Genomic DNA, 25,374 nt, shown 5'->3' with positions numbered 1-25,374 from the left:
CCCCCAGTTCCAGGCTCAGGCGCTTGATGCTGCTGGCGCACTGGCTCATCAACAACTGGCCGACCCGGGTCGAGCCGGTGAACGACAGTTTGCGCACCGAGGGGTTGCCGGTCATCTCGCCCCCGACGCCGGCCGGCAAGCCGGTGAGCACGTTGAACACCCCGGCCGGAATGCCGGCGCGTTCGGCCAGCACCGCCAACGCCAGGGCCGACAGCGGGGTCAGCTCCGAGGGTTTGACCAGCACCGTGCACCCGGCAGCCAGGGCCGGTGCGCACTTGCGGGTGATCATGGCATTGGGGAAGTTCCACGGGGTGATGGCCGCCACCACGCCCACCGGTTGCTTGATCACCAGGATACGGCGGTCAGCAGTGGGTGCCGGGATGGTGTCGCCGTAGATGCGCCGGGCTTCTTCAGCGAACCATTTGACGAAGGTGGCGCCGTAGCCGATCTCGCCACGGGATTCACTCAGGGGTTTGCCTTGCTCGGCGGTCATGATCAGGGCCAGGTCTTCCTGGTTCTCCAGGATCAGCCGGTGCCAGGTTTCCAGCAGCCGTGCACGCTCCGCTGCGGGCACTTCGCGCCAGGTCTCGAAACGCTGCTCGGCGGCTTCAATGGCGCGCCGGGTTTCGGTGGCTTGCAGGGCCGGTACCCGGGCGATCAGGCTACCGTCGGCGGGGTTGGTCACGGCGAGGGTGGCGCCGTCGTCGGCCTCGATCCAGGCACCGTTGACGTAGGCGCGCTCGACGAGCAGGGAAGGGTCACGCAGGGTGTTTTTTAACATGGCAATTGCCCTTGAATAAAAAGTGCTTTTGAAGGTCCGGACGATAGGACCGATTGTAAAAAAGGCCGGCCGGCGGCCGATGCCGAGCTGGCCTGTGGAATGGGTGGTTGCTGCTCAATTGCGCCGTTTGCCGGCAGGATCTGCCGTCACCGCGAACAGGGCTCGCGGTGACGGCCGCCGACTCAGGAAGGCTTGTTGCGGCCGGCAATCACCACCAGCAGCAAGGACGCCAGGATCAGCAGGGAACTGATGGCGGCGATGGTCGGGTCGATCTCATCGCGCAAGGCGGTGAACATGCGCTTGGTCAGGGTCTGGTTGTCGCCGCCGGAGATAAACAGCGCCACCACGGTTTCATCCAGGGAGGTGATAAAGGCGAACAGGGTGGCCGAGACCAGGCTCGGTTTGATCTGCGGCAGGGTCACCGCCATAAAGGCGCGGAAGCGGTTCATGCCCAGGCTGCGGGCGACCATTTCCTGAGACATGTCGAAGTTCCGCAGGCCCGCCAGCAAGGCGATGATCACGTAGGGCAGGGCCAGCATGATGTGCGCCAGGATCAGGCCGCTGAGGGTGCTGATCAGGCCGACCCGGGCGTAGACGAAAAACACCCCGGCGGCGATCAGGATGATCGGCACCATCATCGGCAACAGCAGGATGATTTGCAGGGTGCGCACCACCCGCAGGCTGGAACTGTTGATGGCGTAGGCCGCGGCCATGCCCACCGGCAGGCTGACCAGGGTGGTCACCAGCGCGGTGATCAGGCTGACCCGCGCCGCCGACATCCACTCGGCACTGGTGAAGAACGCCTCGTACCAGCGCAGGGACCATTCCTTGGGCGGGAACTGCAAGAAGCGCGCTTCGGAAAACGACATCGGCACCACGATCAGCACCGGCAGGATCAGGTACAGCAGGATCGCTGCCACCAGCACGGTGAAGGCCAGGTGGGACAGGCGCACGCGCCGCAAGTTGGCTAGCCAGTTCATTCAGCGCGCTCCCAGAATGCGTTCGATGGGAATAAAGCGGTTGATGCCCCAGAAGATCAGGAACACCACCAGCAGCAACACCAGGCCCACGGCACTGGCCGCGCCCCAGGCGTGGTACAGCTCGACGTTGCGTTGCACCAGCATCGACACCAGGATGGTGCGCCCGCCGCCCAGCAGTTCCGGGGTGATGAAGAAGCCCAGGCAGATCACGAACACCAGGATCGACCCGGCCATGACCCCGGGCGCCGCCATGGGCAGGAACACTCGGCGGAAGGTGTAGAACGGCTTGGCGCCGAGGCTTTCGGAGGCTTGTAGCAGGTCCTGGGGGATCTTGCGCATCACCGAGTACAGGGGCAGGACCATGAACGGCAGCATCACGTGCAGGGTGCCGATCACCGTGCCGGTGGTGTTGTGCATCAGGTTCAGCGGCTGGTCGATGATCCCCAGGTCCAGCAGGGTCTGGTTGACCAGGCCGCGACGCTGCAACAGCACCAGCCAGGCGTAGGAGCGCACCAGCACGCTGGTCCAGAACGGGATGATCACGCAGATCAGGATCAGGTTGGCCCAGAAACCCTGGAGCCGCGAGGCGGCGTAGGCAATGGGGAAACCGAGGAAAATCGACAGCACGGTGACCATGAAACTGATCTTGAACGTCAGGCTGAAGGTGTCCCAGTAGATGCGTTCCTGGAAGATCCGCAGGTAGTTGGCCAGGGAGAAGCCTTCCTCGGTCTGCACCGACTGCAGGGCCAGCCAGCACAGCGGCAGGATCAGCAACACCACCACCATCACCAGGGCCGGGGCCAGCAGGAGCAGCATCGAGGTGTTTTCCTTGCGCTCCTCGCGGGCAATGGCTTGCAGGCTGCTGGCGGACGGTTGCGGGCCGTCGCCGGCGTCGGGCATGGATTTGGCCAGGTAGGCGTTAGACATGCTGGCCTCCGTGGCCGGCTGGGCCGGTCCGCTGAGCTTGAACGATTGCGGTGGGCCGCCGTGTGGGGTACTGGAATCGGGTCATGCGAGGACTCCCAAAGAGGGGCTGGCAAAGAGGGGCAGGTGCTGAGTTCGTGTTGCAGCCGGTCGTTATTGTTCGGGGGTTGCTGTCAGGGGGGGGCACCTTGGCCGGCGATGTTTCTACTGTACGGCCAGGGCAACGGAGCAAGCGCCTACAAATAGGCGGCGGTAAAGTGCTTTATTGCGAATTTGCCAGGGCCGGCGGCATGTCCTGCGCCCGGCGCGCGGCCTTGTGTCCAAGGGCGGGCCGGGGGCGGTAGCCGGGTTATTTCTTCTGCACGAAGGCCAGCCAGCGTTCTTCGGCTTTCACGCCCTCGGCGGAGGCCCACCACTTGGACGACAGCAGCGCCTGACGGCTGATGTTCTCGGGGGAAGAGGGCAGCTTGGCCCCACGTTCGGCGGGGATCATGCCAACCTTGAACGCTTCTGGGTTGAGTGGGCCGTAGTCGATGATCAGCGGCAGGGCGGCCTGCAGCTTGGCGTCGATCGCCTCGTTGACGAACTTCATCGCTGCGACCTTGTGCGCCGAGCCCTTGAGCACGCACAGCGAATTGGTTTCCAGCACCCCCTGGTTGTAGTCGAAAGCCACCGGCGCACCGTCGGCCTGGACCGCGCTGATGCGACCGTTCCAGGCCTGGATCAGGTCCACCTCACCGTCGCTGATCAACTGCGCGGACTGGCCGCCGGAGGTCCACCAGGTGGCGATATGGGGCTTGATCTGTTCCAGCTTCTTGAATGCCCGCTCGACGTCCAGCGGGTACAGCTGGTCGGGCGGCACGCCGTCGGCCATCAGGGCAATTTCCAGGGTCGGGCGCGGCAGGTTGCGCAGGGAGCGCTGGCCGGGAAACGTTTCCGTGTCCCAGAAATCGGCCCAGGTCTTCGGCACCTTGTCGCCCTTGAAGGCGTCGGTGCGATAAGCCATCACTGTGGAGTAACTGATGTAGCCGACGCTGTAGTCGTCCTTCAACTCGGCGGGCAACTGGACGGCGTTGGGAATCAGCGCCAGGTCGAGCTTCTCGAACAGGCCTTCCTGCTCGCCGCGGATGCAATCGCCCGTGGGCAAATCCACCACGTCCCAGCTGACTTTTCCGCTTTCCACCTGGGTCTTGATAATCGGGTAAGCCTTGGGCGAACTGTCCTGCTTCAAGGTCAGGCCGAGCTTCTTCGCTGCCGGTTCGAGGATCGCCTTGCTCTGGGCTTCCTGATAGGCACCGCCTTGGGAGACGAAGGTAATGTCTTCGGCCAGCGCACTGGCAGCGCTTAGCCCCAGCAACATGAAACCGGCCAATTGCAGGGTACGGATAGGCGCTTGGGTCATGGAAAAACTCCTGATGGTTGGCAGAGGGACAGGGCAACCAGGGTCGTGTGATACCGGTCATTCTGCGGGACCTGAGTCTTTCCAATGTACCGTCGTGCCGCCAAAGCAAGGGCGCACAAATGCACCGCGGCAAAGCGCATTGTTTCGTATTGGCGGGGGGTGACGGCATCTAATGCGCCCCCAGGAAGGGCACGAGGGCGATGGGGCGCTAATGCCCATGGCGGTGGAGCGGCATGGCGATTGAAAGGGGCCTGCCCCGGCGCCGCGCTGGGCGCCGGGACGGGCGATCAGGCGGTCTTGCCGCCCAGGGCTTCGGCGACCCAGTCGGCGATGTAGTGGCCGGCATTGATGCTGTTGTCGAAGCTGGAGTGCTGCACGCCGCCTTCACGTTCGGTGAAGATTTTCAGCTCGCGCCGGGGGCTGTTGACCAGTTGCTCGTAGGTGCGATGGGCCCACTTCAGCGGGATCTGTGAATCCTGCTCGCCGTGGGTCACCAGGAAGGGCACGCGGATGCGATCCAGCACGCCGTCCAGGTGCACCTGCTCGGCCAGGGCCATGAAATCGTCGATGTCCTTGGCGCCCCAGACCCAGCACACGTGGGACCAGTAATGGGGCACCGGGAAGCTGCCTTCCTTTTCCAGGCGACGTTTTTGCACGTCACGCCAGTCGTGGTTGGCGCCCCACACCACGCCGCAGGCGAAGCGCGGTTCGAAGGCCACTGCCCGTGGGCAGTAGTAGCCACCCAGGGACACGCCTTCCAGGCCGATGCGCTTGGCATCGATGTCGCTGCGGGTTTCCAGCCAGTCCACCACCACGCTGGCCCAGTGCTCGCTGTCAAAGCGCGCGGTCAGGCCGTGCAGGCGCAAGGCCTCGCCAGTGCCTGGCTGGTCGATGATCAGCGAGGCCACGCCCCGCTTGGCCAGCCACATCGGCAGGCCGACCCGGTATTTCATTTCCTTGGTGGAATCCAGGCCGTTGACCTGGACCAGGATCGGCGCCGGGCCTTCGACGCCTTCGGCCCGCACATAGAGGCCGCTGATGACTTTGCCGGCGTAGGGGATTTCCACCCGCTGGCAGTTTTCCCCGGTCAGTTCGAGGCCCCGGGCGAAGGTCTGCAAAAAGCGTTGGTACAGCGCCAGGCGTCCGGCGGCGCCGTGGGCCTGGAGGCGTTCGCAGGTCAGGTAGTAGGTGGCGGCGCGGTTGTATTTTTCGCCGGCGGAAAACAGCCGGCCGGCGCTTTCGTCCTCTTCGGCGAGGCCGCAGAGTTTGTCGGCCATCTTCTCCCAGGTTTCCCGGAAGGCTTGGGTGCCGGCGGCGTCCGGTTGCTTGGCGGCCTCTTGCAGGGGCGCGCACATGGATTCGATTTCGCCCATCCTGGCGCCCATTTCAATGGCCAGGTCGACGGACAGGTTCCAGACGTAGTTGGTGGGGAAGTAACGGAACATGGTTTCTCTCTTCCTGTGGTTTTTATTAGGGCAGAAGGCGTGATGCTGGGAACGTTAAGCAGCGCCCAGGCATTTAGCCAATCGTGAGTCCGGATGCCTGGTATCGCGCCGGGCGATAGGCCGGCGGCCAGCCAGCCATGGTTTTTCCCGATACCAGGCAGTGCCCATGGCGATTGGTCGCGGCCCGTTGCCGGGCTTACCCTCGCCAGCGTCACGTGCGCGCCAGGCGCCGTGGCTGACAGGAGCCGTGCATGCGTTACCGTCGTCTGGATCTGAATCTGTTGGTGGCCCTGGAAGCGCTGCTGGGCGAGCGCAGCGTCAGCCGCGCCGCCGAGCGCCTGCACCTGGGGCAATCCGCGACCAGCGCCGCCCTGGGTCGTCTGCGGGAGCATTTTAATGACCCGCTGCTGGCCCCGGTGGGTCGCCAATTGCAGCCCACGGCCCTGGGCCTGGCGCTGTTGCCCAAGGTGCGCGAGGCCTTGGCATTGACCCGGGAGATTGTCGATGCCCCCGCTGGTTTTGACCCGGCCTCCTGTGAGCGGCGCCTGACCCTGGTGGCTTCCGACTACATCGCAGCGGTGCTGATGCCAGCGGTCAGTCGTGAGCTGGCACGGCGCGCCCCGGGCATGCGCCTGAGCCTGCGCGACTTGCCCATGCCCCGGGACGGCGATGTGGTCAGCGAAGCCCTGGAGTACCGGCGCAGCGATTGCTTGATCGTGCCCCAGGGCCGGCTCAATCCGGCGTACCCGCAATTGCCGCTGCTGCGCGACCGGCTCTGCTGCGTGGTCTGCGCCGAGCATTCGCCCTACGCCGAGGCCTTGAGCCTGTCCGACTATTGCCAGGCCGAGCACGTGGTGCGCGAGTTCAGCGACGGCCGCAACCTGGCCCTGGACGCCGCCCACCTGGCCGAGCTGGGCATCGAACGGCAGGTGGCGGTGGCCTTGGAAAGCTTTGCCCTGATGCCGGCGTTTATTGTCGGCAGTGGTCGGGTGGCCACGCTGTTTCGGCGCCAGGCCGAGTCCCTGGCCCGGCGTTATCGCCTGCGCATCCATCCGGCGCCCCTGGCCTTTCCCGAGGCCGTGCAGGTGCTGCAGTGGCACCCGTACCAGGACCGCGATCCGGCCCTGGTCTGGTTCCGCCAGTTGCTCCTGGAGCAGGCAGCGGGTCTGGATCACGCCGGCGCCTGAGGGTCGCCAGTGTCGGCCAGCAGCCCGGCTTCGCCAATCGCCAGCAAGGCGCAGCGCTCGTCATTGTCCGAGGTGTCGCCACTGATGCCGATGGCCCCCAGCAACTCACCCGCCTGATTGCGGATCAGTACGCCGCCGGCCACTGGAATCACTTCGCCTGCGGTCAGGCTGTTGATGGCGGAAAAGAACGCCGGCATGGCCTGGGCCCGACGCGCCAATTCACGACCACCCAGGCCCATGCCCAGGCAGCCACGGGCCTTGCCAGTGGCGATCTGTGGCCGCAGGAAGCTGGCCTCGGGGTCGCGCAGCACCGCCAGAGGATGGCCGGCCGGGTCCAGCACCGCGGCGGCCAGGGGGCGAAAGCCCAGTTCCCGGGCGCTGGTGATGGCGGTGCGGGCGATGCGGGTGGCGGTGTCCAGGTCAAGTGCATACAAGGTCATGTTCAAAGGCTCCATTTGCCAAGGGCCGCGACCCGGTCGCGGGTGTAGAGGTCGGTCCATTTCAGGCTGTTGAAGTCCGACACCTGTTTCGGGTTGTAGGCTTGGCGCTCCAGGTTCACCGGTTGCCCGGCCTTGTACACCGCCTTGAACTTGCTGCGGTCCTGAAGCAGGCGGATGTCCTCCAGGGGCGAGCCGTCGAGGATCAGCAAGTCGGCCTGCTTGCCCACTTCCAGGCTGCCCAGGGTTTCGCCCCGGGGCATGCAGCGCGCACCCACGGCGGTGGCGGCGTACAGGGCTTCGGCCGGGGTGAAGCCGAGGCGGCTGACCAGCAGTTCCAGCTCCCGGGCGTGCCATTCGCCGTAAGGGGTCACGGCAAAGCCGCTGTCGCTGCCGCAGGCAAAGGGCACGCCGGCGGCCTTGGCCCGTTTGAGCACCGCCGAGCCCACTTCCAGCGTGCGCGCGCAGTAGCCGGCGTAACCGGTGCTGATGGCCGGGTCATGGGGCTGGCAGAAGTCCACGGTGTTCTGCGGAAAGGTCATGGTGGGCGCGAGGATGGTGCCGGCCTCCAGCAAGGCTTCGATGCACGCATCGTCCATGTAGAACCCATGGAACAGCAGGTCGACGCCGGCCTGGGCGGCGTACATCACCGCTTCGCGACCGTAGGCGTGGGTGGCCACCTTGCAGCCCAGGCGGTGGGCTTCCTCGACCATTTCCCGGGTTTCGTCGGCGGTGAAGGCGGCGATGATTTCGCCGTTGGGCCGACGGTGGGTACCGTCCATGGCGATCTTGATCAGGTCCACGCCGTCCTTGGCCTGGGTGCGGATTTCCGCCAGGGCTTCGCTGCGGCTGGTGACCAGGCGTGCGGTGAAGTACTCCGGGGTGCCGATGCGACTGGGAAACCAGTCGTTGAGGCTCTGACGGTTGGTGATGACCCGGCTGCTGGCGGCGATGCGCGGGCCTTCGAACATGCCGGCGGCGATGGCGTTGCGCACCGAGATGCTGAGCTGGCCGCTGTCGCCGGGGCAGACCATGCTGGTGACCCCGGCGGACAGCACATGGCGGGCGAAAAACATGCCGCGCAGGGCGCGGAATTCGTCGCTGGTCCATAGGTCGATGTCTTCTTCGCTCTGGGCGTTGCCGAAGGCCAGGTGGGTGTGCACGTCCACCAGGCCGGGCATGACAAAACCGTCGCCGCTGTCGATCACCTGGTCGCCGGGTTGGGGCGCCGGGGCCTGGGCTCGGGGGCCGACATGGCGGATCAGGCCATTCTCGATCACCAGGGTCTGTTGCTGGCGGGTGTCCAGGCCGGTGCCGTCGTACAAGGTCTGGCAGTGCAGGTGCAGGCTACTCATGGTCGGTCTTCTTGTTGTGGGCAATGGGGCACGAGGCTAGGGCGCAAGGGCGGGGGGCGACCAGCAGATTGCATCGATGGCCGGCCATCGACGGCGTCGATACCTGGGGCCAAGGCCCGTGCCGACAGGGTCGGGCGAGGGGCGGGGAAGGGCTGGGCCCAGGCATCGTGATGGTCAATGCCAGGCATCGGGATTAGTCACTGTTCCTGGCGGGGGCGGCTTGCCTAGGGTGTGCCGCCGTCAGTCCGACGGTGCCCCGAAAAGGAACTTGCCATGAGCATTCAACTGATCGAACAACAACTGCTGGAGCGGGAGCAGGCGCGCCGCCGGGCGCTGGTGGAAGAAGACCACGCCCTGGCCGCCGAAATTTTTGCCGATGACCTGGTCTACGTGCACACCACCGGCCTGGTGCAGGGCAAGGCCGACTACCTGGAGTACGCCCGCAGCGCGGTGCGCTACCTGGCTATCGAGCGTGGCGACTTGCAGGTGCGCTTGTATGGCGAGGACCTGGCACTGATGACCGGCCCCCAGAGCAACACCCTGTGCAAGCGCGGCGGCGAGCAGAGCATCAGGGCCGAGGGGTTTGCCACCCAGGTCTGGGTACGGGGCCGGCAGGGATGGCAGATTGCCTCGTTCCACGCCACCCGCTGCGCGGACTGAACACGCCGAGGCCGGGACCCTGTCGGCCCCGGCCCTCACTCACGCGGCGACGCGCTGGTCCAGGCTCTGGGTGAATTCGCTGATGCGCTCGCGCAGCCAGCGGTGCATCGGGTCGCCGTCCATGCTGCGGTGCCAGAGCATGTGCTCGCGCATCACCGGCAGCTTCACCGGTGCCGGCAGCAGGCGCAGCGGCAGGTGTTCGGCGTACAGCTCGGCCAGGCGCCGGTGCATGGTGGCGATGCGCTGGGTGCCGACGATCAGTTGCGGCAGGGTGTTGAAGTCGTTGGTGATGACTTCCAGGCGGCGGTTGAAGCCGTACTGGTTCATGAACCAGTCCTCGATGCTCAGGTGCCGGTTGCGCCCGAACCCCACCGAGATATGCCCCATGTCCATGTACTGCTCCAGGGTCAGGCTGGCGCCGACGTGGGGGTGGTCTTTCCACACCACGCACACCTGCTCTTCCTCGAACAGCAATTGCGCCGGGTGGCCTTCGATGATGTAGCGCTCGGGCACGATCATCAGGTCCACCTCGCCGCGCACCAGCAGGTCGCCGGAGTTGTCGCCGGGGCCGAGCATCTCGAAGGTGATCAGGGGCGCCAGGTGGTGGATTTTCTGGATCACCCGGGCAAACAGCACGCTGATCAGGTAGTCCGAGGTGATCAGGCGAAAGTGGCGCTTGCTGGTGGCGGGGTCGAACACCGGCTTGGCGGTGATCGACGACTGGATCGTCAGCAGCACCTCGCGCACCGGCTTGGCCAGCTCCAGGGCGTAGGGCGTGGGCTGCATCTTGCGCCCCACCTGGACCAGCAGCTCGTCTTCGAAATAGGTGCGCAGGCGGCCCAATACACCGCTGGTGGCGGATTGGGTCAGGTGCAGGCGTTCGGCGGCGCGGGTGATGTTTTGCTCTTCGAGCAGCACATCCAGGGCCACCAGGAGGTTCAGGTCGAGGTGATTGAAACGCATGGCAGGCTCATCGCTTGTTGTATTTATTTTGTCGATACCTTCCGGCGTTGGCATCGCCGCGTCAATCCCCTTATTGCTCGGACGACGGGCTGAAGCAGCCATCGCCCGGAGCGCTGGATGTTTGCACCACGTATTGCGTTTGCCGATACGTCACATCCCCACAAGCGATTAGTCAGGGCCGCGGGCCGGCGGCAATCTCTGGCGCCAGCCGACCAGACATTTGCGCTGTCCGGCACCACCAGCGCAGCCCGGCGCCCCGGTTTCGTCCAGAAGCGCGCGGCCTGCGTCACATAATGACAATGGAGTGGTTTGCCATGAATATCCTTGGCCTTGACGCGCTGGTGTTTGGCGTCGATGACATCCAGGCCTGCAGCGATTGCCTGCGGGACTACGGCTTGACGCCGGTAGCGCTGGACCCGCAGGGCGGGCGTTTCGAAGCCCTCGACGGCACGGCGATCATCATCCGTCCGGCCGACCATCCGCAGTTGCCGCCGGCCATCGGCCCGGCACCGTCCCTGCGTGAGACCGTGTACGGCGTGGCCGACGCCGCGACCCTCGACGCCATCGGTCAGGAACTGGCCCGTGACCGTGCCGTGACCTGGGACGAGCAGGGCGCCTTGCACAGTGTCGACGACATGGGTTTTGCCATCGCCTTCCAGGTCAGCGTGCGCCGCCCCTACAGCGCCCCGGCGGACCTGACCAACGCCCCGGGCAGCGCGCCCCAGCGGCCACTGAACCAGGCCGGCATCAGCCTCGATATGGCAGCCGTGCCGCGCACCCTGTCCCACGTGGTGTATTTCGTGCCCGACTCGGCCAAGGCCGAAGCCTTCTACGCCGAGCGCCTGGGCTTCAAGACCACCGACACCTTTATCGGCGTCGGGCCCTTTATGCGCCCCAGCGGTTCGGACGATCACCACTGCCTGTTCATGATCCAGACCCCGCCGCACATGAAGGGCTGCGAGCACTTCACGTTCCACATGGGCAGCGGCACCGAAGTGCTGCTGGCAGGGCGGCGGTTCGAGCAGAACGGCTGGACCAGCTTCTGGGGCCCGGGCCGTCATCTGTTCGGTTCCAACTGGTTCTGGTACTTCAACAGCCCGCTGGGTTGCCACATCGAATACGACGCCGACATGGACAAGCATGACGACGCTTGGGCCGCACGCCAGGCGCCGATGTCGGCGGATAACTCGCAGCTGTTCCTGTTCAACTCCCGGGACAAATGGGCCCCCGGCGGACCACCGCCAAAGCAGGGGTGAGCCGGGTGGCAAGCGTGGAGCCCTGGCTCAAGCTGTGCCGCCCCGACGAGCTGCTGGAAGGCCAGTCAAAGGGCTTCGACCCGCTGCATGGCGGCGCCGACAGCCTGTTCGGTCTGCGCCACCAGGGGCAGGTGCGGCTCTACCGCAACCGTTGCCCGCACCTGGACGTGCCCTTGCCGTATCGCAAGGACCGCTACTTGAGCGCTGACGGCCAGCGAATCATCTGTTACGCCCACGGCGCGCAGTTCCTCGCCGACAGCGGCCAGTGCGTGTACGGCCCCTGTCTGGGGCAGCACTTGAGCGCCGTGGCGTGGCAGGAACGGGACGGTTGGCTGTGGGTCGAGGCGGCGCTGCTACAGGGTGCGGGCGGTTGATCGAGGTATCGCGTGGCGTGATAGGTCGCATCTGATCATGCAATTAGTCAAATCCATCGTTAGGCGAGAAGCTGCAAGGCATCCGGGTTCAGCCCTCGGCACTCGCGAATAACAATAAGAAGTGAGGCTTGAAATGAGCGCAGTCAACAAGGTGTTAATCGTCGGCGGTGGTATCGGTGGCCTGTGTGCCGCCATTGCCCTGCGACGCCGTGGTATTGCAGTGGATCTGGTGGAGCTCAAGGCGCAATGGACGGTCTACGGCGTGGGTATCATCCAGCAGAGCAATGTGGTGCGCGAGATGGCCAAGCTCGGTGTGCTCGACGGCTACCTGGACGCCGCCTACGCCTTTGAGGATGTGGCCATCTATGACCTGCAAGGCACCCAACTGGCGCGGATCCCCGGCCAGCGCCTGGCTGGCCCGGAGTACCCGGCCAACGTCGGCATCTCGAGGCTCGCCCTGCACCAGGTCCTGAGTGAAACCGCCATCGAACTGGGCACCCAGGTGCGCCTGGGGCTCAGCGTGGACAACCTGGATCAGGACGTCGACGGCGTTGACGTGCTGTTCACCGACGCCACCCGGGCACGCTACGACCTGGTGGTGGGGGCCGACGGCCTGTATTCGAAAGTCCGCAGCCTGCTGTTTGGCGACGCCTATCAGCCGCGCTTCACCGGCCAGGCCGTGTGGCGCTACAACTTCCCCCGTCACCCCGGCATCGATCACCTAGCCAACTTCCAGGGCCCCGACGGCAATGCCGGCCTGGTGCCCCTGGCCGGTGACCTGATGTACCTGTTCCTGACCTCCCATGAACCGAGCAATCCGTGGATGGATCCAGCGTCCCTGGCCGCCACGATGCGCGAACGCCTGCAAGGTTTCACCGGGCTGATCGGCGAGCTGCGCGAGCAAATCACCGACAGCAGCCAGGTGGTCTACAAGCCCATGGAAGTGGTGTTCGTCGATGAGCCCTGGTTCAACGGCCGGGTGCTGCTGATCGGCGATGCCGCCCACGCCACCACCCCGCACCTGGGGCAGGGCGCTGGCATGGCCATCGAAGACGCCGTGGTCCTGGGCGAAGAACTCACCGCCGGCGGCAGCCTGCACGAACAACTGCAGCGCTTTATGGCCCGGCGTTTCGACCGCTGCCAGTTCATCAGCGAAAGCTCGGTGCTGGCCGGCGACAAGGAAATGCAGCGCGACCACAGCTTCGACCGCATCGGCCTGGTACGGCAGATGCTGCAGCGGACCGCGCAGCCGATCTGACCCCGGCGCCACCGGCTCGGCCCAGGCCCGGCCGGTGCGCCCGATCACCGCTCGACCCACTCCCGTCACAGCGTGCCTTGCTTGAGGACGGGGGGCTTGTGCAAGAGCGACTGGCTCCAGCACCACGTTTTCAACCGCTACTGACACACAACAATAATAAAGAGGGTTGCATTGATGACTACTCGCAAGTCTTCCCCATCGCGCCGCGTACCGCTGTCCCTGGCGGTGGCCATGGCCCTGGGTGCCCCGGCGGTCCAGGCATTCGATATCGACACCGGCGTGCCCGACCTCAGCCTGCGCTGGGACAACACCCTGAAATACAGCTCGGCCTGGCGCCTCAAGGACCGCAGCAGCAAGCTCAGCGACGGCACCACCTCGCGCAACCAGGACGACGGTGACCGCAACTTCGAAAAGGGCCTGATCTCCAACCGCCTGGACATCCTCTCGGAGATGGACATCGGCTACCAGAACGTCGGCGCCCGGGTCAGCGGCGCCGCCTGGTACGACACCCAGTACCAGCGCAGCAACGACAACAACCCGACCCGGGCCAACCAGCGCTCGGTGGCCTACGACGAGTTCACCGATGACACCCGGCACCTGCACGGCGGCGACGGCGAACTGCTGGATGCCTTTGTCTACTGGAACGGTGAGCTGGCGGAGCGCTCGATGTCCGTGCGTCTGGGTCGCCATGGCCTGATCTGGGGCGAAAGCCTGTTCTTCGGCGGCAACGGCATTGCCGGCGGCATGGCCCCGGTGGACGTGGTCAAGGCGCAGTCGGTGCCCAACACCCAGTTCAAGGAAATCACCCGCCCGGTCAATCAGCTGTCGGCCACCTATCAACTGACCCAGGACCTGTCCCTCGGGGCCTTCTACCAGTTGGAATGGGAAGAGACACGCCTGCCGGGCGTGGGCAGTTATTTCTCGGTCAGCGACACCATCGGCGAGGGCAACGAGCGGCTGATCGTCGGCGCGCCATTCCCGGCGTTCCTCGGTGGCAATGCCGACAGCCCGGCGGCGTTTTTCCACGGCAAGGACAAGAAAGCCCGCGACTCGGGGCAGGGTGGCTTGCAGCTGCGCTACTCGGGGGCCGAGGCCGACTACGGCCTGTACGCCATCCAGTACCACGACAAGGTCGGCAAGCTGTACCTGAAACCGGTGGCCGGCCAGCCCAACTTCAGCACCGGGCAGATCGGCGATTACTACTGGGTCTACCCCGAGGACATTCGTGCCCTGGGCGCCAGTTTCTCCACCACCGTGGGCGCCTACAACTTCGCCGGCGAAGCCTCGATGCGCTGGAACATGCCCCTGGTGTCCAACGGCCAGACGGTGCTCGCCGGGGTCGATGCCGACAACGACAACCACCCGCTGTACGCGGTGGGCCGCACGGCGCACATCAACCTCAACACCCTGGCTTCGTTCGGCCCGTCCTTTGTCGCCCGCGAGGCCAGCCTGGCCGCCGAGGTCGCGTGGAACCGCGTGCTCAACGTCACCAAGAACCGCGAAGCCCTGGACCCCGGCGCCACCGACGACGGCCTGGGCATGAAGCTGGTGTACACCCCGACCTATCGCCAGGTGTTTGCCGGCGTCGACCTCAGCGTGCCCCTGGGCATCAGCTACTTCCCCCTGGGCAAGTCGGCGGCCATCGGCTCCTTCGGTCCGGACAAGGGCGGTGACATGAACATCGGCGTCAGCGCCACCTACAAGGACCGGGTCACCCTCGGCCTGACGTACACCCACTACTACGGCCCCGAGGACACCAACCTCAACGCGGCTTCCCAGTTCACCTACAAGCAGTCGCTGAAAGATCGGGATTACCTGGCCTTCTCCGTCAAGAGCACCTTCTAAGAGGACATGCCCATGAAGCGCCCATTTGCACTCAAGACCCTGTGCTGTGCCCTGTTGGCCGCCGTTGCCCTGACCAGCGGCCTGGCCCAGGCCGCCAGCGCCGAAGACGCCGCCAAACTCGGCAAGAGCCTGACCCCGCTGGGTGGCGAGCGCGCCGGCAATGCCGACGGCAGCATCCCGGCCTGGACCGGCGGCTACACCCAGGTCGACCCGGCCTACAAGGCCGGCGGCAAGCGGGGTGACCCGTTCGCCAGCGACAAGCCGTTGTTCAGCATCACCAGCAAAAACCTGGCGCAGTACGCCGACAAGCTCAGCGACGGCACCAAGGCCATGTTCAAGCGCTACCCCGAGACCTATCGCCTGGATATTTACCCGACCCGCCGCAGCGCCGCGGCGCCGCAATGGGTGTACGACAACACGGCGAAAAACGCGCTCAACGCCAAGCTGGTGGAAAGCACGGCCGGGCCGGTGCCGGAAGGCGCCTACGGCGGCATTCCATTCCCCTTGCCGCAGAACGGCGCCGAGGTGATGTGGAACCACCTGCTGAACTGGCGCGGCACTTCGGTGGCCATGCATTTCCGGCACTACCTGATGACCGCCGACGGCAGCCAGGTGATGACCACCGACGGCAAGGCGATCCAGGAAATGCCCTACTACTACCCCGAGGGCAGCGCGGCCGGTTTCGACGGTGACTACTGGCTGTTCCGCCTGCTCAACGTTGGCCCGCCGCTGCGTGCCGGCGAGCAGATCATGGGCCGCACCAACTACAACGGCGACACCTCCCAGGCCCATGTCTACCTGACCGGCCAGCGCCGCGTGCGCAAGTTGCCCAACGCTTGCTGCGACACGCCGACACCGGCCACCGCCGGGGTCATGAGCTTCGACGAGCTCAGCGTGTTCCAGGGCCGCATGGACCGCTTCAACTGGAAGCTGGTGGGCAAGCAGGAAATCTACGTGCCCTACAACACCAACAAACTGCTGACCGCCGGCAAGCCCGAGGACTTGTTCGCCAAGCACCACATGAACCCCGACTACCTGCGTTGGGAACTGCACCGCGTGTGGGTGGTGGAAGCCGACCTGGCACCGGGCAAGCGCCACCAGTTGCCCAAGGGCCGTTACTACTTCGACGAAGACACCTGGCAAGCGCTGCTGGGCGATCGCTGGGACGCCAACGGCCAACTGGCCAAGACCCTGTGGGCGCTGCCAGCGGTGATGCCTGACCTGCCGGCCCACGCCACCTTGTCGTCGGGGTTCTACGACCTGACTTCCGGCGCCTGGTTTATCCAGAACGTCTACACCGGCCTGCCTGAGCAATACGGGGTGGTGGATCGCTACAAGAAGTCCGAGTTCTCGCCGGCGGCCATGGCCGGTCAAGGGGTGCGCTGAGTCGCCTTCGGGCAGGGCTGGCCACGCCGTGGCCAGCCATGGGTAACGCAGGATTTGCCGAGGTACGCAATGAACAGAATTCATCAGGCCGGCCGTTGGTTAATGGCCCTGGCCTTGCCCGTCAGCGCCGGCTTGTGCCAGGCCCAAACGGCGCCGGTGGGGGAGGTGCTGGACACCCCGGCGTTGCAGGTGGCCCGCGCCGAGCAAGCGGTCATGACCGCCCTGGCTCGCGCCGGAGAACGCCTGGTGGCGGTCGGGGAACGCGGCTTGGTGCTGCTCTCTGACGACAACGGCCAACACTGGCGCCAGGCCCAAGTGCCGGTGTCGGTGAGCCTGACTGCGGTGCAGTTTGTCGACCCGCGCCAGGGCTGGGCGGTGGGGCACGCCGGGGTGGTGCTCAAGTCGGTGGACGGCGGTGAACACTGGACCCTGCAACTGGACGGGCATCAGGCCGCGCAGATCGAACTGGCCGCTGCACGCCAGGCCCTGGACAACGCGGCGGATGCCGACAGCGCCCAGGCCCGGGTGCAGAGCGCCGAACGCTTGCTGGCCGAAGGCGCCGACAAGCCGCTGCTGGCGCTGCAGTTTGTCGACGCCCGCCGCGGCCTGGTGGTGGGGGCCTATGGCCTGGCCTTGCAGACCCTGGACGGCGGCGCCACGTGGCAGTCGCTGATGGGGCAGATCGACAACCCCGGCGGTGCCCATTTGTACGCCATCGCCCATCAGGGCCCGCGCTGGTTCCTCGGCGGCGAGCAAGGCTACCTGGCCCGTTCCGAGGATGACGGCCAGTCCTTTGTCGCACTCGACAGCCCCTATGCCGGCAGCTTCTTCGCCCTGCAACTGCGGGCCGACGGCGCCTTGCTGGTGGCCGGGCTCAAGGGCCACGCCTTTGTTTCCAGCGACGGCGGCGACAGCTTCCAGTCGCTACCGGTGGCGCAACCGGTGTCGTTCAGCGCCGCCACGCGACTGGCCGATGGCCGCGCCTTGCTGGTTAACCAGGGCGGTGCGCTGTTCCTCGGCGACGGCCCCGGCGGGGCACCTCTGCAGCCGTTTGCCCAGCCCCTGGGGCGTCCTGTCGCCGGGTTGATCCAGGCCGCGGACGGCAGCCTGGTGCTGGCCGGATTCACCGGGTTGCTGCGCTTGCCGCAACCTTCCCCTGCACAAGCGGAGTGAGGTTATGAAGTCCTCTGAGCATTTTTCCGGCGCGGCCGGGCAGGCCTCGGCGCCGTTCGACCCGCGTTCGGGTTCGCTGATCGAGCGCCTGTTGTTCAACCACCGGCTATGGGTACTGCTGGTGTGCCTGGTGCTGACCCTGTTCCTGGGCGCGCAATCGAGCCGCGTGGAGCTCAACGCCAGTTTTGAAAAGATGATCCCCACCCAGCATCCCTACATCGCCAACTACCTGGCTCACCAGCAGGAAGTTTCGGGCCTGGGTAACGCCGTGCGCATCGCTGTGAGCCAGCGCCAGGGCGATATCTACGACGCCGATTACCTCAATACCCTGCAGGCCCTGAGTGACCGCATCTACCTGCTGCCGGGGGTGGACCGGGCCTTTATGAAGTCCCTGTGGACCCCGGCCACGCGCTGGGTGGCGGTGACCGAGGAGGGCCTGGACGGCGGCCCGGTGATCCCCGACGACTACAACGGCGATGCCAATAGCCTGGCCCAGTTGCGGCGCAACGTGCAGCTGTCCAACGAGATCGGCCAACTGGTGGCTTTCGACCAGCAATCGAGCATCATCCAGGTGCCGTTGCTGGCCCGTACCGCCGATGGCAAAGCCCTGGACTACAGCCAATTGTCCGAGCAACTGGAGGCCCTGCGCAGCCAGTACCAAAGCGACAAGATCGACATCCACATCACCGGTTTCGCCAAGAAAATGGGCGACCTGATTGCCGGCCTGAAGCAGATCCTGCTGTTCTTTGCCGTGGCAATCCTGATCACCACGTTGGTGCTCTACTGGTACACCCGCTGCGTGCGCAGCACCTTGCTGGTGGTGTTTTGCTCCCTGGTGGCGGTGGTCTGGCAACTGGGGCTGCTGCCGTTGCTCGACTACCAACTGGACCCGTATTCGGTGCTGGTGCCGTTCCTGGTGTTCGCCATCGGCATGAGCCACGGCGCGCAAAAGATGAACGGCATCATGCAGGACATCGGCCGTGGCATGCATCGCACGGTGGCGGCGCGCTTCACCTTCCGCCGGCTGTTCCTCGCCGGGCTCACCGCCTTGCTCTGCGATGCCGTGGGGTTCGCGGTGCTGATGATTATCCAGATCCAGGTGATCCAGGACCTGGCGGTGATCGCCAGCATCGGTGTGGCGGTGCTGATTTTCACCAACCTGATCCTGCTGCCGGTGCTGCTGTCCTACGTGGGCGTCAGTGGTCGCGCGGCACAACTGAGCTTGAAGAGCGAGCGCGCCGACTTGACCGGGCAGCGGCGTCACGGTTTCTGGCGCTTTCTCGACCTGTTCACCCACCGTCGCTGGGCCGCGCTGTGCATCGCCGTGAGCCTGGCCCTGGCGGTGCTGGGGTTTATCGTCAGCCTGCAATTGAACATCGGTGACCTTGATGCCGGCGCCCCGGAGCTGCGCGCCGACTCGCGCTACAACCGTGACGACGGCTTTATGACTCGGCACTACGGTGCCAGCAGCGACCTGTTCGCGGTGATGATCAAGACTCCAGCCGGGGCCTGTGCGCGCTACGACATCCTGCGCAAGGTGGATGCCCTGGACTGGGAACTGCGGGGCCTGCCGGGGGTGGATTCGACCAACTCCCTGGCGCTGCTCAACCGGCGCATGCTGGTGGGCCTCAGCGAAGGCAACCCCAAGTGGTACGAGCTGCAGAACAACCAGGCCATGCTCAACATGATCACCGCCGGTGCGCCCCGCGGCCTGTACAACGAAAACTGCAGCCTGCTGACCCTCTACGCCTACCTCACTGACCACAAGGCTGCGACCCTCAACCGCCTGGTGCAGCATGTGGAGCAGTTTGCCGCTGCCAACAATAACGATGAGGTGCAATTCCTCCTCGCCGCCGGCAACGCCGGGATCGAGGCCGCGACCAATATCGTGGTCAAGCAGGCCAGCCACGAGATGCTGTTCTGGGTCTATGGCGCGGTGATCCTGTTGTGCCTGATTACCTTCCGTTCCTGGCGCGCGACCCTGTGCGCAGTGATCCCGCTGATGCTCACCTCGATCCTTTGCGAGGCGCTGATGGTCGGGCTGGACATCGGGGTCAAGGTCGCCACCTTGCCGGTGATCGCCCTGGGCGTCGGCATCGGCGTGGATTACGCGCTGTACGTGATGAGCATCATGCTCGGCCACCTGCGCCAGGGCAGCAGCCTGTCCGAGGCCTATTACCGGGCCCTGGTGTCCACCGGCAAGGTGGTGATGCTCACCGGCATCACCCTGGCCATCGGTGTGGCCACCTGGATCTTCTCGCCCATCAAGTTCCAGGCCGACATGGGCGTGCTGCTGGCCTTCATGTTCGTCTGGAACATGGTCGGTGCCCTGGTGCTGCTGCCGGCCCTGGCCTACTTCCTGTTGCCGGTCAGCCGCCAGGGTGTTCCCGAAGCCCTGGCTCCGAGCGTGCCGGCCACTCGCGAGCAAGGCGCCGATGCCGAGCTGTGGCGCAGCGCCCGGACCCCAGCCTTGAGTGCCAGCTACCGCCATTGAAACAGCCCTTGCCAGAACAATAAGAGAGGACCGCTCCATGAATGCCGCCTTTGTGTTTTTCCAACCGATCTGGCTGGGCCTGCTGCAGGGCCTGAGCGCCTACGGCGAAGCCTTGTGTTCGTTGCCCACCCAGGAGTCGCGCCATGAGCCTTGAGCGCCAGGCGGGCTTGCCGCAATCGCTGTTGCTGTTGTTCGGCAGTTGCCTGCCGGTGCTCGGTGCGGTGCTGCTGGCGCCGGTGCTGCCGCGCATGCAGCAGCACTTCGCCGAGACCCCGGGCGCCACGGTGCTGGTGCCCATTGCCCTGACATTGCCGGCGCTGGTGATTGCCCTGTTGGCGCCGTTCGCCGGGATCATCGCCGACCGGGTAGGGCGCAAGGCCCTGTTGTTGTGGGCGATGTTGCTCTACAGCCTGTGCGGGGTCTTGCCGCTGTGGCTGGAGTCGTTGCCGGCGATCGTCCTCAGCCGCGCCGGGATCGGCCTGGCCGAGGCGGCGATCATGACCTGCTGCACCACCCTGATGGGCGACTACTACCAAGGCGCCCGCCGTGAACGCCTGTTCGCCCTGCAGATGGTCGCCACCTCGCTGTCGGCCGCGCTGTTCATGGCGGTGGGCGGGGCCCTGGGGGAAAGCGGCTGGCGCACGCCCTTTGCCCTGTACGTGGTCGGCCTGGTGTTCCTGCCGTTGATGGCGCGCTGTCTGTGGGAACCCCTGGCCCAGCGTCAGCCCGACGTCGAGGCACCGCTGAACGCGGGTTTTCCCTGGGCCAGCCTGATGCCGTTGTACGCCCTGGCGCTGCTGGCGGGGTTGAGCCTGTTCGTGGTGCCGGTGCAGGCCGGTTACTTGCTTAACCTGCTGCACATCGACGGGCCGCAACAGATCGGCATGACCATGGGCGCCAATCAACTGGGGGTGCTGGCCGGGGCGTTGGGCTTTCGTCTGCTCAGTGGCTGGCGTCGGCATTACCTGCTGGCCCTGGCCTTTGTCTTGGCCGGTGGCGGCGGGGCGTTGATGGCCGGCGCCGACAGTCACGCTCAGGTGGTGCTGGCGGTGTCCCTCAATGGTTTGGGGATCGGCTTGATGTTGCCGACCTTGATCACTTGGATCATGGCCCAGGTGGACGTGACCCAGCGGGGCCGTGCCGCCGGTGGTTTCACTGCGGCGATCTTCGCCGGTGAATTCATCAGCCCGCTGGTGGTGTTGGGTATCAGCGGCGCCCTGGGCGGCACCTTGCCCCTGGCCCTGGGGGTGGTGGCCGGCCTGCAACTGCTGGTGGCCCTGTCCTGCCTGGGGCTGCAGCGCCTGGCGGGGCGGGCACTCGCCGCCACGCCGGCAGTCGCGAGCAGCGGCTCATGAACGGGCCCTTGTTCGACCTGTCCGGCAAGGTGGCGCTGGTGACTGGTGCCACCCGCGGCATCGGCCTGGCGATTGCCCGGCTCTACGGCGAGGCCGGCGCCCGGGTGTTGATCTGCAGCGAGAACGGCGAGGACTGCGAGCGCGTGGCGAGCCAACTGCGGGAGGCGGGCCATGATGCCGTGGCGGCCGCCGCCGACTTGAGCCAGCAGGCCCAGGTCGAGGCCCTGGCCGATGATGTGCTGCAACAGTTCGGCGCAGTGGACGTGCTGGTGTGCAACGCCGGCGTGGCCCCGCACATGGGCCCCCTGGCCAGCGCCAGCGCCGAACAGTGGCAACTGACTTTCGATCTCAACCTGCACAGCGCGGTGTGGCTGAGCAACCGCCTGCTGCCGGCCATGGCCGCCCGGGGCGGCGGCCGGGTGCTGTTGATGGCCAGCATCGCCGGGGTCCGGGGCAATCGCGGGCTGGGCCTGTACGGCCTGTCCAAGGCGGCCCTGGCGCAACTGGCGCGCAACCTGGCGGTGGAGTGGGGGCCGTCGAACATTACGGTCAACGCCATCAGCCCCGGGGTGATCCACACCGAATTTGCCCGGCCCCTCACCGAGCAACCCGAGGTAATGCAACGGCGCCTGGCCCTCACGCCCCTGCGCCGGGTCGGCACGGCCGACGAGGTGGCGGCCCTGGCCCTGCTTTTGGCAGCAGCGGGCGGCGGTTTTATCAGCGGACAGAATCTGATCGTCGACGGTGGCACCACCATCGGCGACGGCAATTGAGCAAGGAGTCACACATGCAAGCACTTCCCGGTTTCAAGCGAGTGGTCACCGGCCATGACGCACACGGCCAGGCGCAGGTCGCCTCGGCGGGCCCGACGCCGAATGTTTTCCCGCTCAAGGCGGTCCCCGGCACGGTGTTTTATGAGGTGTGGAACAGCCTCGGCAGCCCGGCCGTGCTGGACAACGGCGCCGACCCCACCGACCAGCCGTTGCAACTGAGCCCCGGCGCCCAGGGCAGCGTGATCCGGGTGGTGGACATTCCACCGGACAGCGTGCAGAACCAGGTCAGCGCCGCCGATGCCGCCGCGGCCTTCGCCGAAATCGGCCAGGCCCACGCCGGCACTGGTAACACTGAGTCGCGGCACAAACTCATGCACCGCACCCAGACCCTGGACTACGGCATCGTTACCGAGGGCGAGGTGTGGCTGGTGCTGGACCAGGAAGAAGTGCACCTCAAACGCGGCGACGTGGTGGTGCAACGCGGCACCAATCACGCCTGGAGCAACCGCACCGAACAGATGGCGCGCATGGTCTTTATCCTCCTTGACGGGCGTTACGCCGAAGCTGTGCAGGGGGTGCAGGTATGAAACTGGCCACCCTGAAAAACACCCAGCGCGACGGCCGCCTGGTGCTGGTGTCCCGCGACTTGCGTCAGGCCCTGGACGTGGCAGCGATTGCCCCGACCCTGCAGCAGGCCATCGAGGACTGGCCCCGGGTCGAACCCGCGTTGCAGGCCTTGTCTGACGAGTTGAACGCCGGTCGTGCCGAGGGCGCCTTTGCCTTCGACCCGGCCCAGGCCGCCGCGCCCTTGCCTCGGGCCTGGCAATGGCTGGATGGCTCGGCATTCCTGAGCCACGGCGCGTTGATGCAGAAAGCCTTTGCCCTGGACCCCATCGACGACGCCGAGCGCATTCCGTTGATCTACCAGGGTGCTGGTGATGATTTCCAGGGCGGTCGCGACCCGCTGCGCCTGCCCAGTGAACAGCACGGCATCGACTTTGAAGGCGAGTTCGCGGTGCTGCTGGACGAGGTGCCGCTGGGCTGCCCGGCGCAGCAAGCGGCGGGGCATATCAAGCTGATCCTGCAACTCAACGACGTCAGCCTGCGGGCCCTGGCCCCTAGGGAGATGAAGACCGGTTTCGGCTTCCTGCAGGCCAAGCCTTCGTCGAGCTTCGCCGCCGTGGCCATTACCCCGGATGAACTGGGAGCGGCCTGGCACGACTGCCGGGTGCACCTGCCATTGCAGGTGGAGTGGAACGGCCAGTGGTTCGGCGCGCCCCAGGGCGGCGCCATGCATTTCGGCTTTGACCAGTTGATTGCCCACGCGGCCCTGACCCGGCGCCTGAGCGCCGGCACCTTGATTGGTTCCGGCACCGTCTCCAATGCCGATCGCAGCGTGGGTTCGGCGTGTATTTCCGAGCGCCGGGCCATCGAGATGATCGAACACGGCGCGCCGCGCACCGGGTTTATGCAGTTTGGCGACCGGGTGCGCATGGAGGTGCTGGGCCTGGACGGCCAGTCGCTGTTCGGTGGCATCGACCAGCAGGTGCTGCCATGCGCGTGATGATTACCGGGGCCAACGGGTTTGTCGGCCGGGCGCTGGTTCAGCGCTTGCTGACCGAGGGCCGGTTGCGCGGCCGGCCGATCAGCGCGCTGATTCTGCTGGACCAGGACCTGCAGGGTTTTCCCGAGGACCCACGGTTGCGCCGCCAGCGCGGCAGCGTCACCGATGCGGCCTTGTTGCGCCGGGTATTGGCCGATGGCATCGACGTGGTGTTTCACCTGGTGAGCATTGCCGGGGGGGCTGCCGAACAACGCTACGAACTGGGCTATCAGGTCAATTTGCTGGCCAGCCTGGAGTTGCTCAACCAACTGCGGGAGCTGCCCGGCGCGCCGGTGCTGGTGTACGCCAGCAGCGTGGCGGTGTACGGCGGCGACTTGCCGGCGCGGCTGGACGAGTCGCGCAGCCCGCGGCCGCAACTGTCCTACGGCGCCCACAAGCGCATGGTGGAAGTGGCCCTCGACGACCTGGCTCGGCGTGGCGAGGTCGACGGCCGTGCACTGCGCCTGCCGGGCATCGTCGCCCGCCCCAGCGAACCCAACGGCCTGCGCTCGGCCTTTATGAGTGACCTGCTGCACGCCTTTGCCGGTGGGCAGGCCTACTGCTGCCCGGTGTCGGCCGAGGCGACGGCTTGGTGGATGTCCCTGGACTGCTGCGTTGCCAATCTGTTGCACGCCGCCGAGTTGGACGCTGCGGCGCTGGGCGCGCAACGAGCCTGGCAGTTGCCCCTGCTGCGGCTGTCCATCGCCCAGGTCATCGATGCCTTGGCCGGGGTCTACGGCGAGGACCGGCGCGGGCTGATCAGCTTTGCTGCCGAGCCTGAGCTGGAAGCCTTGTTCGGCCGTTTCCCCCCGATGCACACGCCCCAGGCCCGTGCCCTGGGGTTTCGCCATGACGGCTCGGCGGCGGCCCTGATCCGCCACGCCTTGCCACTGTCTTCTCCTTCGCGGCGTCGCCGCGCTGCCCGAGTGCCTGCCCATGAAATCGACTAAACGCCGCCTGGTGGACCTGTCCGTCACCCTGGAAAACAACCCCTACACCGATCCGCCGCCGTTGCTGCCGAAGATTGAATACAGCGACCACCAGCAAGGTTGGCCGGAGATGGCCGCGATGTTCCCGGGGCTGAACAAGTCCGACTTGCCGGGGGACGAATCCTGGGCCGCCGAGCGCTTGCAGATCACCACCCACAGCGGCACCCACATGGATGCGCCCTGGCACTACGCATCCACCACCGACGGCGGCCAGCCGGCCTTCGGCATCGATGAACTGCCGCTGGAGTGGTGCCTGCAAGCGGGGGTCAAGCTGGACTTCCGCCACCTGCCTGATGGCCACGTGGTGACTGCGCAGCAAGTCGCCGACGAACTGGCGCGCATCGGACATGAGTTGCAGCCGTTGGACATCGTCCTGGTCAACACCCGGGCCGGGGCCCTGTTCGGCCAGCCGGGCTACCTCGACGCCGGCATCGGCATGGGCCGCGAGGCGACGATGTACCTGCTGGAACGTGGGGTGCGGGTGGTGGGCACCGATGCCTGGAGCTGGGACGCGCCGTTCAAGTACACCCGCGAGCGCTTCAATGCCAGCGGCGATGCCTCGATCATCTGGGAAGGGCACAAGGCCGGGCGCGATATCGGCTACGGCCAGATGGAGAAACTGGCCAACCTGGAAAGCCTGCCGGCCACCGGGTTCACCGTGTCGTGCTTTCCCTACAAGATCCGCCGGGCCTCGGCGGGGTTCGTGCGGGCCGTGGCTATTTTCGAGGAGTGAG

At 66.1% G+C, this 25,374-nt stretch carries 23 protein-coding genes; 15 read left to right on the top strand and 8 right to left on the bottom strand.

The genetic code is table 11. The features are described 5' to 3' along the window. The 5 genes from M1B35_RS00910 to M1B35_RS00890 form a co-directional block, all read right to left on the bottom strand. Positions 1-781, bottom strand: a 781-nt coding sequence (locus M1B35_RS00910) for an aldehyde dehydrogenase family protein (RefSeq protein ID WP_268260954.1), incomplete at its 3' end; no start/stop codon positions are given. Between the two features lie 182 nt (positions 782-963). Next, positions 964-1,761, bottom strand: coding sequence for an ABC transporter permease (locus M1B35_RS00905; RefSeq protein ID WP_123333719.1), 798 nt, complete (start codon positions 1,759-1,761; stop codon positions 964-966). Next, positions 1,762-2,688 carry an ABC transporter permease gene (locus tag M1B35_RS00900; RefSeq protein ID WP_123333717.1) on the bottom strand — a complete coding sequence of 309 codons (927 nt, stop codon included), beginning with the start codon at positions 2,686-2,688 and terminating at the stop codon, positions 1,762-1,764. Positions 2,689-3,034: 346 nt separating this feature from the next. Continuing rightward, positions 3,035-4,087 carry an ABC transporter substrate-binding protein gene (locus M1B35_RS00895; RefSeq protein ID WP_268260953.1) on the bottom strand — a complete coding sequence of 351 codons (1,053 nt, stop codon included), beginning with the start codon at positions 4,085-4,087 and terminating at the stop codon, positions 3,035-3,037. Positions 4,088-4,374: 287 nt separating this feature from the next. Continuing rightward, positions 4,375-5,532: an alpha/beta hydrolase family protein gene (locus M1B35_RS00890; RefSeq protein WP_268260952.1), complete on the bottom strand. Its 1,158-nt coding sequence runs from the start codon at positions 5,530-5,532 to the stop codon at positions 4,375-4,377. Positions 5,533-5,783: 251 nt separating this feature from the next. Between M1B35_RS00890 and M1B35_RS00885 the strand changes: the two genes are divergently transcribed. Then, a complete protein-coding gene (locus M1B35_RS00885) occupies positions 5,784-6,719 on the top strand; it encodes a LysR family transcriptional regulator (RefSeq protein WP_268260951.1) in 936 nt (311 codons plus the stop codon). Here M1B35_RS00885 and M1B35_RS00880 read toward each other — a convergent pair. Together M1B35_RS00880 and M1B35_RS00875 are read right to left on the bottom strand one after the other, a co-directional pair. Beyond that, on the bottom strand, positions 6,704-7,153 hold the full coding sequence (locus tag M1B35_RS00880; protein ID WP_268260956.1) for a GlcG/HbpS family heme-binding protein: 450 nt from the start codon (positions 7,151-7,153) through the stop codon (positions 6,704-6,706). The two genes, M1B35_RS00885 and M1B35_RS00880, sit on opposite strands and share 16 nt — an antisense overlap. Positions 7,154-7,161: 8 nt before the next feature. After that, on the bottom strand, positions 7,162-8,511 hold the full coding sequence (locus M1B35_RS00875) for a metal-dependent hydrolase family protein (protein ID WP_268260950.1): 1,350 nt from the start codon (positions 8,509-8,511) through the stop codon (positions 7,162-7,164). 273 nt (positions 8,512-8,784) lie between these two features. On the opposite strand from M1B35_RS00875, the gene M1B35_RS00870 reads away from it, so the two are divergent. Further along, a complete protein-coding gene (locus M1B35_RS00870; RefSeq protein ID WP_123333707.1) occupies positions 8,785-9,171 on the top strand; it encodes a nuclear transport factor 2 family protein in 387 nt (128 codons plus the stop codon). Positions 9,172-9,210: 39 nt separating this feature from the next. On the opposite strand, the gene M1B35_RS00865 is transcribed toward M1B35_RS00870, so the two are convergent. Next, positions 9,211-10,134, bottom strand: coding sequence for a LysR family transcriptional regulator (locus M1B35_RS00865; protein WP_123333706.1), 924 nt, complete (start codon positions 10,132-10,134; stop codon positions 9,211-9,213). 314 nt (positions 10,135-10,448) lie between these two features. On the opposite strand from M1B35_RS00865, the gene M1B35_RS00860 reads away from it, so the two are divergent. From M1B35_RS00860 to M1B35_RS00800, 13 genes are all read left to right on the top strand, one after another. After that, positions 10,449-11,390: a VOC family protein gene (locus M1B35_RS00860; RefSeq protein ID WP_268260949.1), complete on the top strand. Its 942-nt coding sequence runs from the start codon at positions 10,449-10,451 to the stop codon at positions 11,388-11,390. A 5-nt stretch (positions 11,391-11,395) separates the two neighbouring features. After that, positions 11,396-11,764 (top strand): Rieske (2Fe-2S) protein, encoded by a 369-nt coding sequence (locus M1B35_RS00855; protein ID WP_268260948.1) that lies wholly within the window; start codon positions 11,396-11,398, stop codon positions 11,762-11,764. 133 nt (positions 11,765-11,897) lie between these two features. Continuing rightward, positions 11,898-13,022 carry an FAD-dependent oxidoreductase gene (locus tag M1B35_RS00850; RefSeq protein WP_123333700.1) on the top strand — a complete coding sequence of 375 codons (1,125 nt, stop codon included), beginning with the start codon at positions 11,898-11,900 and terminating at the stop codon, positions 13,020-13,022. A 174-nt stretch (positions 13,023-13,196) separates the two neighbouring features. After that, positions 13,197-14,867 carry a DUF1302 domain-containing protein gene (locus M1B35_RS00845; protein WP_123333698.1) on the top strand — a complete coding sequence of 557 codons (1,671 nt, stop codon included), beginning with the start codon at positions 13,197-13,199 and terminating at the stop codon, positions 14,865-14,867. A gap of 12 nt (positions 14,868-14,879) precedes the next feature. Then, entirely contained in the window at positions 14,880-16,253 is a 1,374-nt protein-coding gene (locus tag M1B35_RS00840; RefSeq protein WP_268260947.1) for a DUF1329 domain-containing protein, read from the top strand. 69 nt (positions 16,254-16,322) lie between these two features. After that, positions 16,323-17,426 carry a WD40/YVTN/BNR-like repeat-containing protein gene (locus tag M1B35_RS00835; protein ID WP_268260946.1) on the top strand — a complete coding sequence of 368 codons (1,104 nt, stop codon included), beginning with the start codon at positions 16,323-16,325 and terminating at the stop codon, positions 17,424-17,426. A 4-nt stretch (positions 17,427-17,430) separates the two neighbouring features. After that, complete coding sequence (locus M1B35_RS00830; RefSeq protein ID WP_268260945.1) at positions 17,431-19,920, top strand: efflux RND transporter permease subunit; 2,490 nt, start codon at positions 17,431-17,433, stop codon at positions 19,918-19,920. A 143-nt stretch (positions 19,921-20,063) separates the two neighbouring features. After that, positions 20,064-21,275: an MFS transporter gene (locus M1B35_RS00825; protein WP_123333690.1), complete on the top strand. Its 1,212-nt coding sequence runs from the start codon at positions 20,064-20,066 to the stop codon at positions 21,273-21,275. After that, positions 21,272-22,048: an SDR family NAD(P)-dependent oxidoreductase gene (locus M1B35_RS00820; RefSeq protein WP_123333688.1), complete on the top strand. Its 777-nt coding sequence runs from the start codon at positions 21,272-21,274 to the stop codon at positions 22,046-22,048. The genes M1B35_RS00825 and M1B35_RS00820 overlap by 4 nt, the downstream gene beginning before the upstream one ends. A 14-nt stretch (positions 22,049-22,062) precedes the next feature. After that, positions 22,063-22,635, top strand: coding sequence for a cupin domain-containing protein (locus M1B35_RS00815; protein ID WP_123333686.1), 573 nt, complete (start codon positions 22,063-22,065; stop codon positions 22,633-22,635). Next, complete coding sequence (locus tag M1B35_RS00810) at positions 22,632-23,612, top strand: fumarylacetoacetate hydrolase family protein (protein ID WP_268260944.1); 981 nt, start codon at positions 22,632-22,634, stop codon at positions 23,610-23,612. The genes M1B35_RS00815 and M1B35_RS00810 overlap by 4 nt, the downstream gene beginning before the upstream one ends. Next, the gene (locus tag M1B35_RS00805; protein ID WP_268260943.1) at positions 23,603-24,601 is read left to right on the top strand and encodes an NAD-dependent epimerase/dehydratase family protein; all 999 of its coding nucleotides are present in this window, start codon (positions 23,603-23,605) and stop codon (positions 24,599-24,601) included. Before M1B35_RS00810 ends, M1B35_RS00805 begins: the two co-directional genes overlap by 10 nt. Further along, positions 24,588-25,373 carry a cyclase family protein gene (locus tag M1B35_RS00800; RefSeq protein ID WP_268260942.1) on the top strand — a complete coding sequence of 262 codons (786 nt, stop codon included), beginning with the start codon at positions 24,588-24,590 and terminating at the stop codon, positions 25,371-25,373. The genes M1B35_RS00805 and M1B35_RS00800 overlap by 14 nt, the downstream gene beginning before the upstream one ends. The last annotated feature ends 1 nt before the right edge of the window (position 25,374 follow it).

The organism is Pseudomonas morbosilactucae (assembly GCF_023241665.1).
Lineage (GTDB): Bacteria > Pseudomonadota > Gammaproteobacteria > Pseudomonadales > Pseudomonadaceae > Aquipseudomonas > Aquipseudomonas morbosilactucae.
Note: the sequence above shows the minus strand (reverse complement) of the source record. Positions and strands in the feature narration are given on the sequence as shown.

Excerpts from the sequence above, each read along its gene's own strand:
- M1B35_RS00830 (WP_268260945.1), top strand. The coding sequence starts at position 17,431 with ATGAAGTCCTCTGAGCATTTTTCCGGCGCGGCCGGGCAGGCCTCGGCG.
- M1B35_RS00895 (WP_268260953.1), bottom strand. The coding sequence starts at position 4,087 with ATGACCCAAGCGCCTATCCGTACCCTGCAATTGGCCGGTTTCATGTTG.
- M1B35_RS00810 (WP_268260944.1), top strand. The coding sequence starts at position 22,632 with ATGAAACTGGCCACCCTGAAAAACACCCAGCGCGACGGCCGCCTGGTG.
- M1B35_RS00870 (WP_123333707.1), top strand. The coding sequence starts at position 8,785 with ATGAGCATTCAACTGATCGAACAACAACTGCTGGAGCGGGAGCAGGCG.
- M1B35_RS00815 (WP_123333686.1), top strand. The coding sequence starts at position 22,063 with ATGCAAGCACTTCCCGGTTTCAAGCGAGTGGTCACCGGCCATGACGCA.
- M1B35_RS00800 (WP_268260942.1), top strand. The coding sequence starts at position 24,588 with ATGAAATCGACTAAACGCCGCCTGGTGGACCTGTCCGTCACCCTGGAA.
- M1B35_RS00860 (WP_268260949.1), top strand. The coding sequence starts at position 10,449 with ATGAATATCCTTGGCCTTGACGCGCTGGTGTTTGGCGTCGATGACATC.
- M1B35_RS00885 (WP_268260951.1), top strand. The coding sequence starts at position 5,784 with ATGCGTTACCGTCGTCTGGATCTGAATCTGTTGGTGGCCCTGGAAGCG.
- M1B35_RS00840 (WP_268260947.1), top strand. The coding sequence starts at position 14,880 with ATGAAGCGCCCATTTGCACTCAAGACCCTGTGCTGTGCCCTGTTGGCC.
- M1B35_RS00905 (WP_123333719.1), bottom strand. The coding sequence starts at position 1,761 with ATGAACTGGCTAGCCAACTTGCGGCGCGTGCGCCTGTCCCACCTGGCC.
- M1B35_RS00865 (WP_123333706.1), bottom strand. The coding sequence starts at position 10,134 with ATGCGTTTCAATCACCTCGACCTGAACCTCCTGGTGGCCCTGGATGTG.
- M1B35_RS00835 (WP_268260946.1), top strand. The coding sequence starts at position 16,323 with ATGAACAGAATTCATCAGGCCGGCCGTTGGTTAATGGCCCTGGCCTTG.
- M1B35_RS00890 (WP_268260952.1), bottom strand. The coding sequence starts at position 5,532 with ATGTTCCGTTACTTCCCCACCAACTACGTCTGGAACCTGTCCGTCGAC.
- M1B35_RS00900 (WP_123333717.1), bottom strand. The coding sequence starts at position 2,688 with ATGTCTAACGCCTACCTGGCCAAATCCATGCCCGACGCCGGCGACGGC.
- M1B35_RS00845 (WP_123333698.1), top strand. The coding sequence starts at position 13,197 with ATGACTACTCGCAAGTCTTCCCCATCGCGCCGCGTACCGCTGTCCCTG.
- M1B35_RS00805 (WP_268260943.1), top strand. The coding sequence starts at position 23,603 with ATGCGCGTGATGATTACCGGGGCCAACGGGTTTGTCGGCCGGGCGCTG.
- M1B35_RS00825 (WP_123333690.1), top strand. The coding sequence starts at position 20,064 with ATGAGCCTTGAGCGCCAGGCGGGCTTGCCGCAATCGCTGTTGCTGTTG.
- M1B35_RS00850 (WP_123333700.1), top strand. The coding sequence starts at position 11,898 with ATGAGCGCAGTCAACAAGGTGTTAATCGTCGGCGGTGGTATCGGTGGC.
- M1B35_RS00875 (WP_268260950.1), bottom strand. The coding sequence starts at position 8,511 with ATGAGTAGCCTGCACCTGCACTGCCAGACCTTGTACGACGGCACCGGC.
- M1B35_RS00820 (WP_123333688.1), top strand. The coding sequence starts at position 21,272 with ATGAACGGGCCCTTGTTCGACCTGTCCGGCAAGGTGGCGCTGGTGACT.